The sequence below is a fragment of the Xenorhabdus ehlersii genome, assembly GCF_003610465.1.
Taxonomy (GTDB): Bacteria; Pseudomonadota; Gammaproteobacteria; order Enterobacterales; family Enterobacteriaceae; genus Xenorhabdus; species Xenorhabdus ehlersii.
The window spans coordinates 187,313-204,769 of sequence record NZ_RAQI01000006.1 but is presented as its reverse complement, the minus strand read 5'-3'; the positions used below and the strand labels follow the sequence as shown (position 1 = coordinate 204,769).

Here is a 17,457-nt window from a genome sequence, read left to right as displayed (position 1 = left end):
TAAATGAGTAACGAAGAACTAAGCCTACTTGAATTAAGACAAGCGGTACTCCAGAAAAAAATTAAAGAACGCATTAAAAACAGTCAGATTGGGGAAAACAAGCAGATCGGAGAAAAAAGGCAAATTATACCGAGAAACGCTGATCAGCAAACGCTTCCCCTATCCTGGGCACAGCAACGCTTATGGTTCCTGGCACAGTTAGATCCAGCAGCACAAACGGCATACCACATTCCAGGTGGTCTGCGTCTGCAAGGTTATCTGAATTTAGATGCCCTGCAAGCAGCATTAAACAGAATTGTTGCTCGTCATGAAATTTTACGTACTACGATCAAGAGAGCCAAGGGCATCAAGATGGCCGAAGGCCAGGCCCTACAAATTATTGGTAAACCAGATAGCGGCTTCTCTTTGGCAGTGGAAGATCTCAGCCATCTGCCTGCGGAAGAGCAACAAACTATCATCGAAGAGACAATCCAGCGTGAAACCAGCCAGCCATTTGACTTCGCACAAGGTCCCCTAATCAGGGGACGCTTGCTGCGACTGGCTGAAAATGAACATATCCTACTATTAACCCAGCATCATATTATTTCCGATGGTTGGTCTCTTAATATCCTGATGCACGAGCTATCCACGCTTTATCATGCGTTCAGCGAAGGACAGGGTGATCCCCTGCCCGCGTTGACACTCCAATATGCTGACTATGCCCTTTGGCAAAGGGAGTGGCTACAGGGAGAACTATTGGAAAAACAGGTGAATTTCTGGCGCGATGCGTTACAGGATGCTCCTGCACTTTTGGAACTACCGACAGACAGGCCACGTCCAGAGAAACAGAGTTATGCCGGAGGGTATGTTGATATCACTCTGTCACCGGAACTGAGTGCCGGATTAAGAAACCTTTGCCAGCGTCACGGGACAACATTATTTATGACCCTGATGGCGGGATGGGCAACTTTGCTGTCCCGTCTTAGCGGGCAGAAAGATCTGGTGATTGGCACACCTGTCGCTAATCGGCAATATAGCGAATTAGAGCCGTTAATTGGATTTTTTGTTAACACACTGGCTCTGCGAATTCAAATAGATGACAATCCAACGGTCAGCGCTTTGCTAGCCAGGATTAGGGCCCATACACTGAATGCCTACGCGCATCAGGATCTGCCATTCGAACAGTTGGTGGAAGTACTCAAACCACCACGTAGCCTCAGTTACAGTCCGATTTTTCAGGTTATGATGTCAGTGGATAATACCCCTGGACAGCAGAATATAGCATTACCGGATATCACTATTAGTGAAATCAACCTGGCCGAAAACAGCTCGCATTTCGATCTGTCCCTCTCGATAAATGATACTGAAAATGGCTTAGTGGGTGGCCTGGAATATTCCAGTGATCTGTTTGACCATGCCAGCGTTGAACGCATCGCCAGTTACCTGCAAACCCTGCTGACCGCGATGGTTAAAGATGATTCGCAACCAGTGGAAAGTTTACCACTATTGCAACCATACCAACGCACTCAAGTGTTAGACGATTTCAATGATACGGCCTTCCCATACCCACAAACGTTATTGATTCATCAACTGTTTGAACAACAGGTGGAACAAACCCCTGACGCCACGGCGTTAGTGTTTGGCGATAGCCAACTGAGTTATGCAGAGCTAAACCGCCACGCTAACCAACTGGCACACCATTTGATCGCTTCTGGCGTGCGCCCCGATGATCGCGTGGCAATCTGCGCTGAGCGCAGTCTGGATATGATCATTGGTCTGTACGCTATCCTTAAGGCCGGCGCCGGCTACATTCCACTCGATCCGGAATACCCAGCCGAACGTCTGGCCCACCAATTATCGGACAGCAAGCCGGTGTTATTGCTGACTCAACAGCATCTACAGACCCGTTTACCAATACAGGATACCCCTGTCTGGCTGCTGGATGATCAACATAATCGGGACAACGTGGCAAAACAACTAGCCCATAATCCCGATACCGATCAATTGGGGCTTAAGCCGCACCATCTGGCTTATATCATCTATACTTCCGGCTCTACCGGACAGCCTAAAGGTGTGATGCTGGAACACCGCAATGTGGTGAATTTTATCCATGCCCAACACCAAACCAGTGAACCACAATTAGGGGATCGTATCCTGCAATTTGCGACCATTGCCTTTGATACCTCGGTATCCGATATTTTCCCCACCCTGGCATCGGGAGCAACACTGGTTCTGCGTCCGCCCCATATCCGGATACCGGATATCACTTTTGTCACCTTCCTGCATGAGCAGAAGATCACCATTATCGATATGCCAACGGCCTTCTGGCACCACTGGGTACAGGAGATGATGGCAGGACGCAGTGGCTTTAGCCCACATCTGCACACCCTCATTGTGGGCGGTGAAAAAGCGGAGTACCGCCATTTAATCAGTTGGCTGTCTCATCCGGAAACCCAATCCTGCCGCTGGATTAACTCGTATGGTCCCACGGAAACCACGGTGATTGCCACCACGCTGACATTGGATCATCAAAATTCATCGCACCTCAACGGTGTTATCCCGATTGGTTATCCATTGCCCAATACACGCATTTATATTCTGGATACCCAGAGTCAGCCGGTTCCCATTGGCGTCAGTGGTGAAATCCATATTGCCGGTGCAGGGGTGGCCCGTGGCTATCTCAATCGCCCCGATTTAACCGCAGAGAAATTTGTGGCAGATCCGTTTAGCGCCCGGCCCGATGCCCGCATGTATAAAACCGGCGATCTGGGGCGCTGGCTGCCCAATGGCACGATTGAATATTTAGGGCGCAATGATTTTCAGGTCAAGCTACGCGGTTTCCGCATTGAATTAGGGGAAATTGAGGCGCAACTGGCGGCTTGCGAAGGCGTCAGCGATGCCGTGGTGATTGCCCGTGAAGAAGACACCGGTGACAAACGTTTAATCGCTTATGTGATCCCCGAAACCGGCATGACACTGAGTCCGGCTGAATTACGTAAGCAACTGAGCACCCGATTGATGGAACATATGCTACCCAGTGCCTTTGTTATGCTGGGTGCTTTCCCAATGTCCGCCAACGGTAAACTGAATCGCAAAGCCCTACCGGCGCCGGATCGGAGCGCTATCGTCAACCGTGAATATGAAGTTCCACAAGGCGAAACTGAACAAACACTGGCCGTAGTCTGGCAATCCCTGTTGAATGTGGAACAAGTCGGGCGGCAAGACAATTTCTTTGAACTGGGTGGGCATTCACTGCTCGTGGTCAATTTGATTGAGCAACTACGCCTCCACGACCTGTCTCTGGATGTCAACGCGGTCTTCTCTGCCCCCACACTGGCGGCTATGAGCGCCCTAATCCGTCATAATAACACTCAGACTACAACCCTACAGGACGTACCGCCTAACCTGATTAGAGAAGACAGCTCTGTCATTACGCCAGATATGCTGCCACTGGTGGAATTGACCCAAGACCAGATAGATCAGATTGTTTCCCATGTAACAGACGGTATCTCCAACATCCAGGACATTTACTCATTGGGGCCATTGCAGGAAGGCATCCTGTTCCACCATTTGCTGGAAACAGAAGGTGATCTCTATCTGGACAACCATCTGATGATCTTCGACAGCCGGACGCGGTTGGAGCTTTTCTTGCAAGCCCTCCAGAAGGTGATTGACCGGCACGATATTCTGCGCAGCGCCGTTTACTGGAAAGAGCTTCTTAAACCAGTACAAATCGTCTATCGTTATGCACCACTGCCGATCACTGAGCTCACGCTATCGGCAGAGGCCCCCCCAGAAACCCAGCTACGCCGCCTTACCGATCCCCGTGCAATACGGATGGATATAACCAAAGCACCACTGTTAGCTGCTCATATAGCCAAAGATCCAGCCTCCGATCAATGGTTACTCTCCTTGCTGTATCACCACTTAGTTTGTGATCACATATCACTGGATATGATATTCAGTGAAATACAAACCTTACTTTTGGGTGAAAGTGAAAATTTACCAACACCACTGCCTTACCGAAACTTTATCGCGCAGATCCGCAACGTGCCGTTGGAGGTTCACCAAAACTATTTCCGCGAATTATTGGGAGATGTGGAAGAACCCACTCTGCCATTTGGGTTACTTGATGTACAAGGTGGCAGTCTCAATGAAATAGAGGAAGATGTTCTCACTCTGGATAGCAAGCTCGCCCAAAATCTCCGGGATTGCGCCCGTCAATCGGGTATGAGTGCCGCCGTACTGTTTCATGTGGCCTGGGCACAGGTGCTGGCTCGATGCAGTGGACGGAATGATGTCGTATTCGGCACTGTTCTGTTGGGACGGTTACAAGGTGGGGTTGGTGCATCCGAAGTGCTGGGGATGTTTATCAATACCTTACCTATTCGCGTTAAGTTACAGGCACGTACCGTTAAACAAGCAGTACAGGAAACTTATCAGCAGTTAACCGCACTACTGGAACATGAGCAGGCACCTCTGGCTGTCGCCCAACGTTGCAGTGGCGTCCAGCCGCCCTTACCGCTGTTTAACAGCCTGCTGAATTTCCGCCATAGCCCAGGTGAAGATGAGCAAGTGGCCTCAATCGCCTGGGAAGGCATTGGTGAGATAGAGAGTGAAGAGCGCAGCAACTACCCCTTGTCACTGGATGTGGACGATTTTGATGAGGGATTTGCACTCACGGCACAATGCAGCCAGCAAATTAATCCCGCTCGTATTAATGCCTATATGAACACAGCCTTGCAAGGCATTGTGGCAGCCCTGCAATCTGCGCCTGAGCAACCGATCCACACTATCGATATCCTGCCATTGACCGAACGCACCCAACTATTGGAAACATTTAACAATACCGCAGTCGAATATCCGCAAGACACCTTAATCCACCAACTGTTTGAACAACAGGCCGCACGTACACCGGATGCCATTGCGCTGGTATTTGATAAGCACGAACTGAGTTATGCGGTACTGAACCGCCATGCCAACCAACTGGCCCACCAACTGATTGCCGCGGGGATACGCCCTGATGATCGTGTGGCAATCTGTGTTGACCGCAGTCTGGATTTGATTATTGGCCTGTACGCTATTCTTAAAGCAGGAGCCGGCTATGTTCCGCTCGATCCGGAGTACCCGGCCGAACGTTTGGCCTACCAGTTGTCGGACAGCCAACCCGTGTTATTGCTGACGCAGCAGCATTTGCAGGGACTGTTACCATCAGCAGACCTGCCCGTCTGGTTGCTGGACGATAAAACCCAGCGAAATAACGTGGCACAAAAGCCGATCCATAATCCTGATGTGCAACTTAAGCCCCATCATCTGGCCTATATTATCTATACCTCCGGCTCCACCGGTCAGCCCAAAGGCGTGATGCTGGAGCACCGTAATGTGGTGAACTTTATCCATGCCCAGCACCAGACCAGCGAACCACAATTGGGGGATCGTATCCTGCAATTTGCGACCATTGCCTTTGATACCTCGGTATCCGATATTTTCCCCACCCTGGCATCGGGAGCAACACTGGTTCTGCGTCCGCCCCATATCCGGATACCGGATATCACTTTTGTCACCTTCCTGCGTGAGCAGAAGATCACCATTATCGATATGCCCACGGCCTTCTGGCACCACTGGGTACAGGAGATGATGGCAGGACGCAGTGGCTTTAGCCCCTATCTGCATACCCTTATTGTGGGCGGCGAAAAAGCGGAGTACCGCCATTTAATCAGCTGGCTGTCTCATCAGGAGACCCAATCCTGCCGCTGGATTAACTCGTATGGTCCCACCGAAGCCACGGTGATTGCCACCACGCTGACATTGGATCATCAAAATTCATCGCACCTCAATGGTGTTATCCCGATTGGTTATCCGCTGCCCAATACCCGTATTTATATTCTGGATATGCACGGCCGGCCGGTTCCCATTGGCGTCAGTGGCGAAATCCATATTGCCGGCGCAGGGGTGGCCCGTGGCTATCTCAATCGCCCGGATTTAACCGCGGAGAAATTTGTGGCAGATCCGTTTAGCGAGCAGCCAAATGCGCGCATGTATAAAACCGGCGATTTGGGACGCTGGCGGCCCAATGGCTCGATTGAATATTTAGGGCGCAATGATTTTCAGGTCAAGCTACGCGGTTTCCGCCTTGAACTGGGGGAAATTGAGGCGCAACTGGTGGCTTGCGAAGGTGTCAGCGATGCCGTGGTGATCGCCCGTGAAGAAGGCACCGGTGATAAGCGTTTGGTTGCTTATCTGATCCCGGAAACCGGCATCACGCTAAAACCGGCTGATTTGCGTGAACAACTCAGTACCCGCCTGCTGGAGTACATGCTGCCCAGTGCCTTTGTGATGCTGGGCGCCTTCCCGATGTCCGCCAACGGCAAACTGGATCGCAACGCACTGCCGGCACCGGATCGGCACGCTATCGTCAGCCGTGAGTACGAAGCACCACAAGGCGAAACCGAACAGAAACTGGCGGCAGCCTGGCAATCGATTCTGGAACTGGAACAGGTCGGGCGCCATGATAACTTCTTCGAACTGGGCGGCCATTCCCTGCTGGTCGTCAGCCTGATCGAACAGTTGCGCCAGCAAGGGCTTTCCCTGGAAGTCAGCACGGTCTTCTCTGCCCCCACCCTGGCGGCCATGAGCGCTCGCTTACATCAGAAGCAAGATGCGGAAACCTCTGTCATTCCGCCTAACCTGATCCGCGAAGACAGTCCGCACATTACGCCGGCTATGCTGCCACTGGTGACATTAACCCAGGCCCACATTGACCATATTGTTGACCATGTTCCGGGCGGTGTCGCCAATATTCAGGATATTTACCCGCTTGGCCCCTTGCAGGAAGGTATCCTGTTCCACCATTTACTGGACGAGACCGGCGACACCTACCTTGAAAATATTTTGATGCACTTTGACAGCCGGCCACGGCTGGACAGTTTCTTGCAGGCATTGCAGCGGGTGATTGACCGGCACGATATTCAACGCAGTGCCTTCCTCTGGCAAGCGCTGCCAATCCCCGTGCAAGTGGTCTACCGTCACGCGCCACTGCCGATAACGGAACTGACGTTATCCGCAGGAGAAAGTGCCGAGACTCAACTACGGCGTCTGACTGATCCGGACAGAATACGGTTAGATATTACCCGCGCCCCATTACTGGCTGCTTATCTGGCCCAAGATCCTGACACCGAACGGTGGTGGTTAAGCCTGCTGCATCACCATCTGGTGTGTGACCATCTGTCACTGGACATCATTTTCAGCGAAGTACAGGCGCTGATGCAGGGGGAGGAAGAACACCTGCCCGCTCCATTGCCTTACCGCAATTTTATCGCTCAAACCCGTCAGGTGCCGATTGAAGTGCATCAGGCTTATTTCCAGCAATTACTGGGCGATGTAAACGAGCCAACTTTACCGTTTGGGTTACTGGATGTGCAGGGAAACAGCCGCGATAAAATCGTGGAAGATATCGTCACGTTAGATGACGAGCTGGCTCGCCAGATCCGGGATTGCGCCCGCCAATCGGGTATCAGTGCCGCCGTACTGTTCCATGTGGCCTGGGCCCAGGTGCTGGCGCAATGTTGCGGCCGTGAGGACGTGGTCTTCGGTACTGTGTTATTAGGTCGGTTACAGGGCGGCATGGGCGCTTCTCAGGTGCTGGGGATGTTTATCAATACCCTGCCAGTCCGTATCCAGCTACAAGCCCGTACCGTGAAGCAGGCGGTACAGGAAACCTATCAGCGCCTGAGCGAATTGCTGGATCATGAACAGACCCCGCTGGCGATTGCCCAGCGGTGCAGTGGCGTCCAGCCGCCCTTACCGCTGTTTAACAGCCTGCTGAATTTCCGCCACAGTCCGCGTGATGAGGAACAAGTGGCCTCAATCGCCTGGGAAGGCATTGGTGAGATAGAGAGTGAAGAGCGCAGCAACTACCCCTTGTCACTGGATGTGGACGATTTTGATGAGGGATTTGCACTCACGGCACAATGCAGCCAGCAAATTAATCCCGCTCGTATTAATGCCTATATGAACACAGCCTTGCAAGGCATTGTGGCAGCCCTGCAATCTGCGCCTGAGCAACCGATCCACACTATCGATATCCTGCCATTGACCGAACGCACCCAACTATTGGAAACATTTAACAATACCGCAGTCGAATATCCGCAAGACACCTTAATCCACCAACTGTTTGAACAACAGGCCGCACGTACACCGGATGCCATTGCGCTGGTATTTGATAAGCACGAACTGAGTTATGCGGTACTGAACCGCCATGCCAACCAACTGGCCCACCAACTGATTGCCGCGGGGATACGCCCTGATGATCGTGTGGCAATCTGTGTTGACCGCAGTCTGGATTTGATTATTGGCCTGTACGCTATTCTTAAAGCAGGAGCCGGCTATGTTCCGCTCGATCCGGAGTACCCGGCCGAACGTTTGGCCTACCAGTTGTCGGACAGCCAACCCGTGTTATTGCTGACGCAGCAGCATTTGCAGGGACTGTTACCATCAGCAGACCTGCCCGTCTGGTTGCTGGACGATAAAACCCAGCGAAATAACGTGGCACAAAAGCCGATCCATAATCCTGATGTGCAACTTAAGCCCCATCATCTGGCCTATATTATCTATACCTCCGGCTCCACCGGTCAGCCCAAAGGCGTGATGCTGGAGCACCGTAATGTGGTGAACTTTATCCATGCCCAGCACCAGACCAGCGAACCACAATTGGGGGATCGTATCCTGCAATTTGCGACCATTGCCTTTGATACCTCGGTATCCGATATTTTCCCCACCCTGGCATCGGGAGCAACACTGGTTCTGCGTCCGCCCCATATCCGGATACCGGATATCACTTTTGTCACCTTCCTGCGTGAGCAGAAGATCACCATTATCGATATGCCCACGGCCTTCTGGCACCACTGGGTACAGGAGATGATGGCAGGACGCAGTGGCTTTAGCCCCTATCTGCATACCCTTATTGTGGGCGGCGAAAAAGCGGAGTACCGCCATTTAATCAGCTGGCTGTCTCATCAGGAGACCCAATCCTGCCGCTGGATTAACTCGTATGGTCCCACCGAAGCCACGGTGATTGCCACCACGCTGACATTGGATCATCAAAATTCATCGCACCTCAATGGTGTTATCCCGATTGGTTATCCGCTGCCCAATACCCGTATTTATATTCTGGATATGCACGGCCGGCCGGTTCCCATTGGCGTCAGTGGCGAAATCCATATTGCCGGCGCAGGGGTGGCCCGTGGCTATCTCAATCGCCCGGATTTAACCGCGGAGAAATTTGTGGCAGATCCGTTTAGCGAGCAGCCAAATGCGCGCATGTATAAAACCGGCGATTTGGGACGCTGGCGGCCCAATGGCTCGATTGAATATTTAGGGCGCAATGATTTTCAGGTCAAGCTACGCGGTTTCCGCCTTGAACTGGGGGAAATTGAGGCGCAACTGGTGGCTTGCGAAGGTGTCAGCGATGCCGTGGTGATCGCCCGTGAAGAAGGCACCGGTGATAAGCGTTTGGTTGCTTATCTGATCCCGGAAACCGGCATCACGCTAAAACCGGCTGATTTGCGTGAACAACTCAGTACCCGCCTGCTGGAGTACATGCTGCCCAGTGCCTTTGTGATGCTGGACGCCTTCCCGATGTCCGCCAACGGCAAACTGGATCGCAACGCACTGCCGGCACCGGATCGGCACGCTATCGTCAGCCGTGAGTACGAAGCACCACAAGGCGCAACCGAGCAGAAACTGGCGGCAGTCTGGCAATCGATTCTGGAACTGGAACAGGTCGGGCGCCATGACAACTTCTTCGAACTGGGCGGCCATTCCCTGCTGGTCGTCAGTCTGATCGAACAGTTACGCCAGCAAGGGTTTTCTCTGGAGGTCAGCGCGGTCTTCTCTGCCCCCACCCTGGCGGCCATGAGCGCCCGCTTACATCAGAAGCAAAATGCGGAGACCTCTGTCATTCCGCCTAACCAGATCCGCGAAGACAGTCCGCACATTACGCCGGCTATGCTGCCACTGGTGACATTAACCCAGGCCCACATTGACCATATTGTTGACCATGTTCCGGGCGGTGTCGCCAATATTCAGGATATTTACCCGCTTGGCCCCTTGCAGGAAGGTATCCTGTTCCACCATTTACTGGCAGAAACCGGTGACACCTATCTTGAAAATATTCTGATGCACTTTGACAGCCGACCACGGCTGGACAGTTTCTTGCAGGCGTTGCAGCGGGTGATTGACCGGCACGATATTCAACGCAGTGCCTTTCACTGGCAGCAACTTCCGATCCCTGTGCAAGTGGTCTACCGTCATGCGCCACTGCCGATAACAGAACTGACGTTATCCGCAGGAGAAAGTGCCGAGACTCAACTACGGCGTCTGACTGATCCGGACAGAATACGGTTAGATATTACCCGCGCCCCATTACTGGCTGCTTATCTGGCCCAAGATCCTGACACCGAACGGTGGTGGTTAAGCCTGCTGCATCACCATCTGGTGTGTGACCATCTGTCACTGGACATCATTTTCAGCGAAGTACAGGCGCTGATGCAGGGGGAGGAAGAACACCTGCCCGCTCCATTGCCTTACCGCAATTTTATCGCTCAAACCCGTCAGGTGCCGATTGAAGTGCATCAGGCTTATTTCCAGCAATTACTGGGCGATGTAAACGAGCCAACTTTACCGTTTGGGTTACTGGATGTGCAGGGAAACAGCCGCGATAAAATCGTGGAAGATATCGTCACGTTAGATGACGAGCTGGCTCGCCAGATCCGGGATTGCGCCCGCCAATCGGGTATCAGTGCCGCCGTACTGTTCCATGTGGCCTGGGCCCAGGTGCTGGCGCAATGTTGCGGCCGTGAGGACGTGGTCTTCGGTACTGTGTTATTAGGTCGGTTACAGGGCGGCATGGGCGCTTCTCAGGTGCTGGGGATGTTTATCAATACCCTGCCAGTCCGTATCCAGCTACAAGCCCGTACCGTGAAGCAGGCGGTACAGGAAACCTATCAGCGCCTGAGCGAATTGCTGGATCATGAACAGACCCCGCTGGCGATTGCCCAGCGGTGCAGTGGCGTCCAGCCGCCCTTACCGCTGTTTAACAGCCTGCTGAATTTCCGCCACAGTCCGCGTGATGAGGAACAAGTGGCCTCAATCGCCTGGGAAGGCATTGGTGAGATAGAGAGTGAAGAGCGCAGCAACTACCCCTTGTCACTGGATGTGGACGATTTTGATGAGGGATTTGCACTCACGGCACAATGCAGCCAGCAAATTAATCCCGCTCGTATTAATGCCTATATGAACACAGCCTTGCAAGGCATTGTGGCAGCCCTGCAATCTGCGCCTGAGCAACCGATCCACACTATCGATATCCTGCCATTGACCGAACGCACCCAACTATTGGAAACATTTAACAATACCGCAGTCGAATATCCGCAAGACACCTTAATCCACCAACTGTTTGAACAACAGGCCGCACGTACACCGGATGCCATTGCGCTGGTATTTGATAAGCACGAACTGAGTTATGCGGTACTGAACCGCCATGCCAACCAACTGGCCCACCAACTGATTGCCGCGGGGATACGCCCTGATGATCGCATCGCGATTTGTGTTGACCGCAGTCTGGATTTGATTATTGGCCTGTACGCTATTCTTAAAGCAGGGGCCGGCTATGTTCCGCTCGACCCGGAGTACCCGGCCGAACGTCTGGCCTACCAGTTGTCGGACAGCCAACCGGTGTTATTGCTGACGCAGCAACATTTGCAGGACCTGTTACCATCAGCAGACCTGCCCGTCTGGTTGCTGGACGATAAAACCCAGCGAAATAACGTGGCACAACAGCCGATCCATAATCCTGATGTGCAACTTAAGCCCCATCATCTGGCTTATATCATCTATACCTCCGGCTCCACCGGTCAGCCCAAAGGTGTGATGCTGGAGCACCGTAATGTGGTGAACTTTATCCATGCTCAGCACCAGACCAGCGAACCACAATTGGGGGATCGTATCCTGCAATTTGCAACCATTGCCTTTGATACCTCGGTATCCGATATTTTCCCCACCCTGGCCGCCGGTGCGACACTGGTTCTGCGTCCTGCTCATATCCGTGTACCAGATGCAGAATTTGTCGATCTGTTAAATAAGCAGAAAATCACTATCATGGATATGCCCACCGCCTTCTGGCATCAATGGGTACAAGAGATGATGGCAGGACGCAGTGGTTTCAGCCAATACCTGCGCACAGTTATTGTCGGTGGTGAGAAAGCGGAACTACGCCATTTGCTGAGCTGGCAATCTATAGCAGAAACGCAATCCTGCCGCTGGATTAACTCTTATGGCCCTACCGAAACCACGGTAATTGCCACCACCTTAACCCTCAATGATAAAGGTCAAGATTCGCCTGAATTGACTGACATTATCCCGATTGGTTATCCGCTGCCCAATACCCGTATTTATATTCTGGATACACACGGCCGGCCGGTTCCCCTAGGTGTCAGTGGTGAAATCCATATCGGTGGAGCAGGTGTTGCCCGTGGCTATCTCAATCGCCCCGATTTAACTGCGAAAAAATTTGTGGCGGATCCGTTTAGCGAACAGTCAGATGCCCGTATGTACAAAACGGGTGATCTGGGACGTTGGTTACCCAATGGTATGATTGAGTATTTGGGACGCAATGATTTTCAGGTTAAGATCCGTGGCTTCCGCATTGAACTCGGTGAAATAGAAACTCGTCTGGCGCAATGCCAGGGCGTGCAGGAAGCCATTGTCCTGGTCCGAGAAATAACACCTGATGATAAACGTCTCGTTGCATATGTTCAGCCTGAATCCGGTGTAAACTTGGTTCCCAGTGAGCTGCGTCAGCAACTTGCTCAACATCTTGCCGAGTATATGCTGCCCAGTGCATTTGTAACCCTTGACACTTTCCCGCTTACCTCTAATGGCAAAATCGATCGTCAGGCTTTCCCTGCTCCCGATCAATCTGCCATCGTAGCCCGTGATTATGAAGCCCCTCAAGGTGAGGTTGAAATAACACTGGCGCAAATTTGGCAAGATCTGCTCGGATTAGAACGTGTCAGCCGGCATGACCATTTCTTTGAGTTAGGAGGACATTCGCTGCTTATTTTGAAAGCCTGCTCTTTGGCAATTGAAAAACTTGGACTTCAGCAGAATATGATGGCGAGCTTGATGACGTTTACCACTATCAAAGAACAAGCCAGAGCCATTGAAGATCGAGATAATATCTATGTTGGTTCTATGGTCGGCCTGTCACGAAACATCAAAGCAACACCGCTGTTCTTTGCTCCCGGCGCCGGAGGGCATGTGCTCTATTTACGGGAATTGGCGACAGCATTGGAAGGTGCTTATTCCGTTTGGGGTATGCAATCACCAGAGTTAGATGGACGCAGCGATCCCCCACCATACCTTGAGATGAACGGCCTTGAAGCAATGGCCAGCGTTATGATCGATGATCTTAAGAAAGTTCAACCAAATGGCCCTTATTACTTAGGTGGACACTCTTTCGGAGGCTGGCTCGCATTCGAAATGGCCCGACAACTCCTCCAGCAAGGTGAAAGCATTGGCTTGCTGGCTTTAGTTGATTGTGAATCCCCTCTGGAGAGCTTAACCCAAGAGATCGAATCAGAATGGCCTAATAGCCGCTGGCTGGCCGAGTTTGGCAATGTACTTGCTGCATTGGAGGGAGCAGAGGAAAACTTTACCGAAGAAGAATTCCAATCCATGACAGAAGAAGAACAACTCGATAACTTGCGACTTCGTCTAATTGAAGAGGAACTCTTACCGCCTCAACTTGAACTTAAAGAAATCGCCACCTATTTAAGTGTTTTTAAAGCTCACTCTTTGGCAACTTATCAGCCGCAAGAACGCTATCCAGGAACACTCCATCTGTTTCTGGCTAACGATAACCAAGAATATGAAGGACGAAATACCTCTGTTGAGAGCATTATTGATGGATGGAAAACGTTAGTGACTGGAGAAGTTATCTCCGAAACTTTATCCGGTGACCACATAACGATTATGCGTCAACCTTGCGTTCAGGGTTTAGCATCCGCTATAGTCGGTGTGAATAAATGAGTATAAATATAAACCACCCATAAATTGCTGGCAGCTAATGGCTGCCTTATCCACTAAAAAACCTCGTTGAAAATAGCGAGGTTTTTTTATCTCAGGAAATTAAAATAAAAAACAGTGATAAAAACAGAATAAAAATAAATCTTACAATTTTAAATGGTGTTATTTATTAATCAAAAACAATATAAAACTAAATGAATACTTTTTAAAGGCCAGATTCAATATAAGAGCCACCCCTCACCTTGACATATAAACACACCCCCTTATTCTAGTTATTCATCTCAGTTATCAAACATAAGGAAAAAAGCCATTATGTCTAAAGATAAATTAATTCATGGTGCTATATTCTATACTGAAAAGAATTATAGCGGGGATATTTATGCATATTCAGAAAATAGTCAGGAAGTTAATTTAATTGGTACTCCATTAAATGATAAGTTTCGTTCCGTTAAAATTGGAACAAATTCTATCGTGTTCGCTTGGCGACATGGAAATGATAGTCAAGCAGGACAAATTTACCGTGAATGGGATACAAGCCAACCAGATATCAGCGATATTCAAGGATTATCAAAGTTTATTGTATCACCCGCAAACCGTGATTTACTCGCGGTAAAATTGATTAATGAATCAGGTGTTGATCAAATATTCAGAGCTCATATTCAAACCTATAAAATTCCCAATCCCGTAGATTGCTATTCAAATGGAGACTATGAAATAGTCGGGTTAATTCCTAAAGATGGTCTACAGTATGTGGCATTCGTTGTCGTCTTTGATCAGAAGAATATTCCGGTTACTCAAGGAGCCGTCTATTTTAAACATGATGATCAAGGTCTTGAAATCATTACTTATGATACAACCAAACCACCCCATATTCGGTTTGAAAAAATAGATGGTTATCATTTTAAATTCTTCCTGGAAAAATTTAATTAATAAAAGTGAAATACCAAATTAGATATTTACTAATGTTCATAAAATAACAAAGCATGTAATAAAAAAGGGGTATGTTTTGTAAATAGACATCCCCCTGACAAACTACTCCACTTGATTGTTACGCGCTAACCATAAGGAGAGAGCCTTCAGTGAATCCTGTGTGAACTCATCACAACGCGCCGTGATCTCTTGTGGCGTTAACCAGTAAACTGCGGCGACTTCTTCTTCCTGCAATGCAAATGGTCCATGGCTCACACAACTGAACAAACCACCCCATATACGACAAGTGTCCTCTTCATAATAAAAAACACCATGTTCGGCAAAAGGAACACCTGCAATCCCCAATTCCTCTTCGGCTTCCCGACGCGCAGCCTCAAGCAAAGTTTCTCCCGCCATCACAACACCACCAGCCGTTGCATCCAATTTTCCCGGATAAAAGTCTTTCGTTTCTGTACGATGCTGAACCAGAATTTTGCCCATTCCATCATGCACGACAACATAAGTGGCACGATGCCTCAAATTTTGCGCTCTCATCTGCTGACGAGACGATTGCGCAATGACTTCATTGTCTTCATTGACAATGTCAATCCATTCAATATTTGCTGATTTTTCTTGCATCATTCTAAAAACCTTTTATCAATGAGTTGCATGTTACTTTTTGCAGTAAATTTATAACATTTATAAACAAACGATGGTAAGGTAACATCGTTACATTTTTCAGAAAGTTATTATCGCTGGAGGTTATATGATAGATCTATACTATGCCCCAACTCCAAATGGCTATAAAATCACCTTTTTTCTTGAAGAAGTCGGCATTCCTTACACTATCTATCCCATCAATATCAGCACTGGCGAACAGTTCAAACCTGAATTTCTCACCGTTTCACCCAATAACAAGATCCCGGCTATTGTCGATCATCAACCCACCGATGGAGGAGAGCCTGTCTCTATCTTCGAATCAGGGGCCATTTTACTTTATCTGGCAAACAAAACAGGCCAGCTATTAAGCAAAGATTTGCGTGAACGTACCGCACAACTGCAATGGCTGTTTTGGCAAGTTGCTGGCTTTGGCCCAATGCTCGGTCAAAATCACCATTTCAACCGCTACGCTCCAGAAGTTGTACCCTATGCCATTAATCGCTATGTGGAAGAATCAAAACGTTTATACAAGGTGCTAAATACCCAACTGGAAAAAACGGCTTATCTTGGAGGAGACGAATATAGCATCGCAGATATTGCCACTTATCCGTGGGCGAGATGTCATGAACACCAAAAAATCAACCTACAGGATTATCCGGCGGTTGCTAAATGGCTGGATAAGATCAACCAACGCCCTGCAACACAAGCAGCCTATAAGGAAGCTTAACTCCATATATGTAATAAATTCATCTGATGGCGAGATTTTTCACCATAAAACTTGATATTGGTAACAGATAGCAGCCTATTTCGCTGCCACTTAAGTCATCCCTTGTTATAGTCCAATACACAATTATCTTTTGTTACAGGGGGTGGCTATGCGTATCTTAATTACGGGGGGAACAGGGTTAATTGGTCATCGCTTAACCTGTCAGTTGATTTCTCTCTCCCATTCCATCACCATTTTAAGTCGTTCACCACAAAAGGTGTATTCACTGTTTTCTGATCGCGTTGAATGTTGGACAACGCTAAATGACCAACACGATCTTAATGGCTTTGATGCTGTTATCAATCTTGCTGGTGAGCCTATTATCAATAAACGATGGACACCGAAACAAAAAGAGAAACTTTGTCAAAGCCGCTGGCAGATCACTGAACAATTGAGCAGGCTAATCAAGGCCAGTGAATCTCCGCCATCTGTATTTATTTCCGGTTCAGCCGTTGGCTATTACGGCAACCAGGGGCAATCAGTCGTTACCGAAAACGTTCTTCCTCACAATGAATTTGCCCATCAGCTTTGTGAACGTTGGGAACAGCTTGCCCTACAGTCCCAAAGTGACAAAACCCGTGTATGCCTGTTACGTACAGGCATTGTCTTGGCTCCCAAAGGGGGCGCACTGCAAAAAATGCTGCCACTGTTCCGGTTAGGTTTAGGAGGAGCAATCGGCACTGGCAAGCAGTATATGCCGTGGATACACATTGACGACATGGTCAATGGTATTTATTACTTGCTGGTATCACCTGATCTCTATGGTCCCTTTAATATGACATCTCCTTACCCTGTTCATAATGAGCTGTTTAGTGCCACACTCGCCATTGTATTACATCGTCCTGCTTTTATGCGCATTCCTGCATTTGTGTTAAAAGCAATAATGGGACAAGCCGCAGAGTTAGTCTTAGGGGGTCAACAAGCCATTCCCAAAAGACTGGAAGAAGCCGGATTTGGTTTCCGTTATTTTCAACTGGAAGAAGCCTTGCAAGATGTAATAGAGGAAAGGGACAATGTTTATGTAGCCTGAACAAATATAGGGCAATAAACGATATGCT

5 protein-coding genes are annotated in these 17,457 nt (G+C 49.5%); 4 read left to right on the top strand and 1 reads right to left on the bottom strand.

Annotated elements, in window-relative coordinates; translation table 11 throughout:
* Window positions 1–3 precede the first annotated feature (3 nt).
* Window positions 4–14,067, top strand: coding sequence for a non-ribosomal peptide synthetase (locus BDE27_RS17320; protein WP_244208829.1), 14,064 nt, complete (start codon window positions 4–6; stop codon window positions 14,065–14,067).
* 309 nt (window positions 14,068–14,376) lie between these two features.
* Window positions 14,377–14,994 (top strand): beta/gamma crystallin domain-containing protein, encoded by a 618-nt coding sequence (locus BDE27_RS17315; protein WP_099132011.1) that lies wholly within the window; start codon window positions 14,377–14,379, stop codon window positions 14,992–14,994.
* 102 nt (window positions 14,995–15,096) lie between these two features.
* Here the strand turns inward: BDE27_RS17315 and yfcD are convergent, their stop codons facing one another.
* Window positions 15,097–15,615 (bottom strand): NUDIX hydrolase YfcD, encoded by a 519-nt coding sequence (gene yfcD / locus BDE27_RS17310; RefSeq protein WP_099132012.1) that lies wholly within the window; start codon window positions 15,613–15,615, stop codon window positions 15,097–15,099.
* A gap of 124 nt (window positions 15,616–15,739) precedes the next feature.
* Here yfcD and BDE27_RS17305 point away from each other — a divergent pair, with 124 nt between their 5' ends.
* Together BDE27_RS17305 and BDE27_RS17300 are read left to right on the top strand one after the other, a co-directional pair.
* Window positions 15,740–16,360 carry a glutathione binding-like protein gene (locus BDE27_RS17305; RefSeq protein ID WP_099132013.1) on the top strand — a complete coding sequence of 207 codons (621 nt, stop codon included), beginning with the start codon at window positions 15,740–15,742 and terminating at the stop codon, window positions 16,358–16,360.
* A 148-nt stretch (window positions 16,361–16,508) separates the two neighbouring features.
* The gene (locus BDE27_RS17300) at window positions 16,509–17,429 is read left to right on the top strand and encodes a TIGR01777 family oxidoreductase (protein WP_099132014.1); all 921 of its coding nucleotides are present in this window, start codon (window positions 16,509–16,511) and stop codon (window positions 17,427–17,429) included.
* Window positions 17,430–17,457 lie beyond the last annotated feature (28 nt).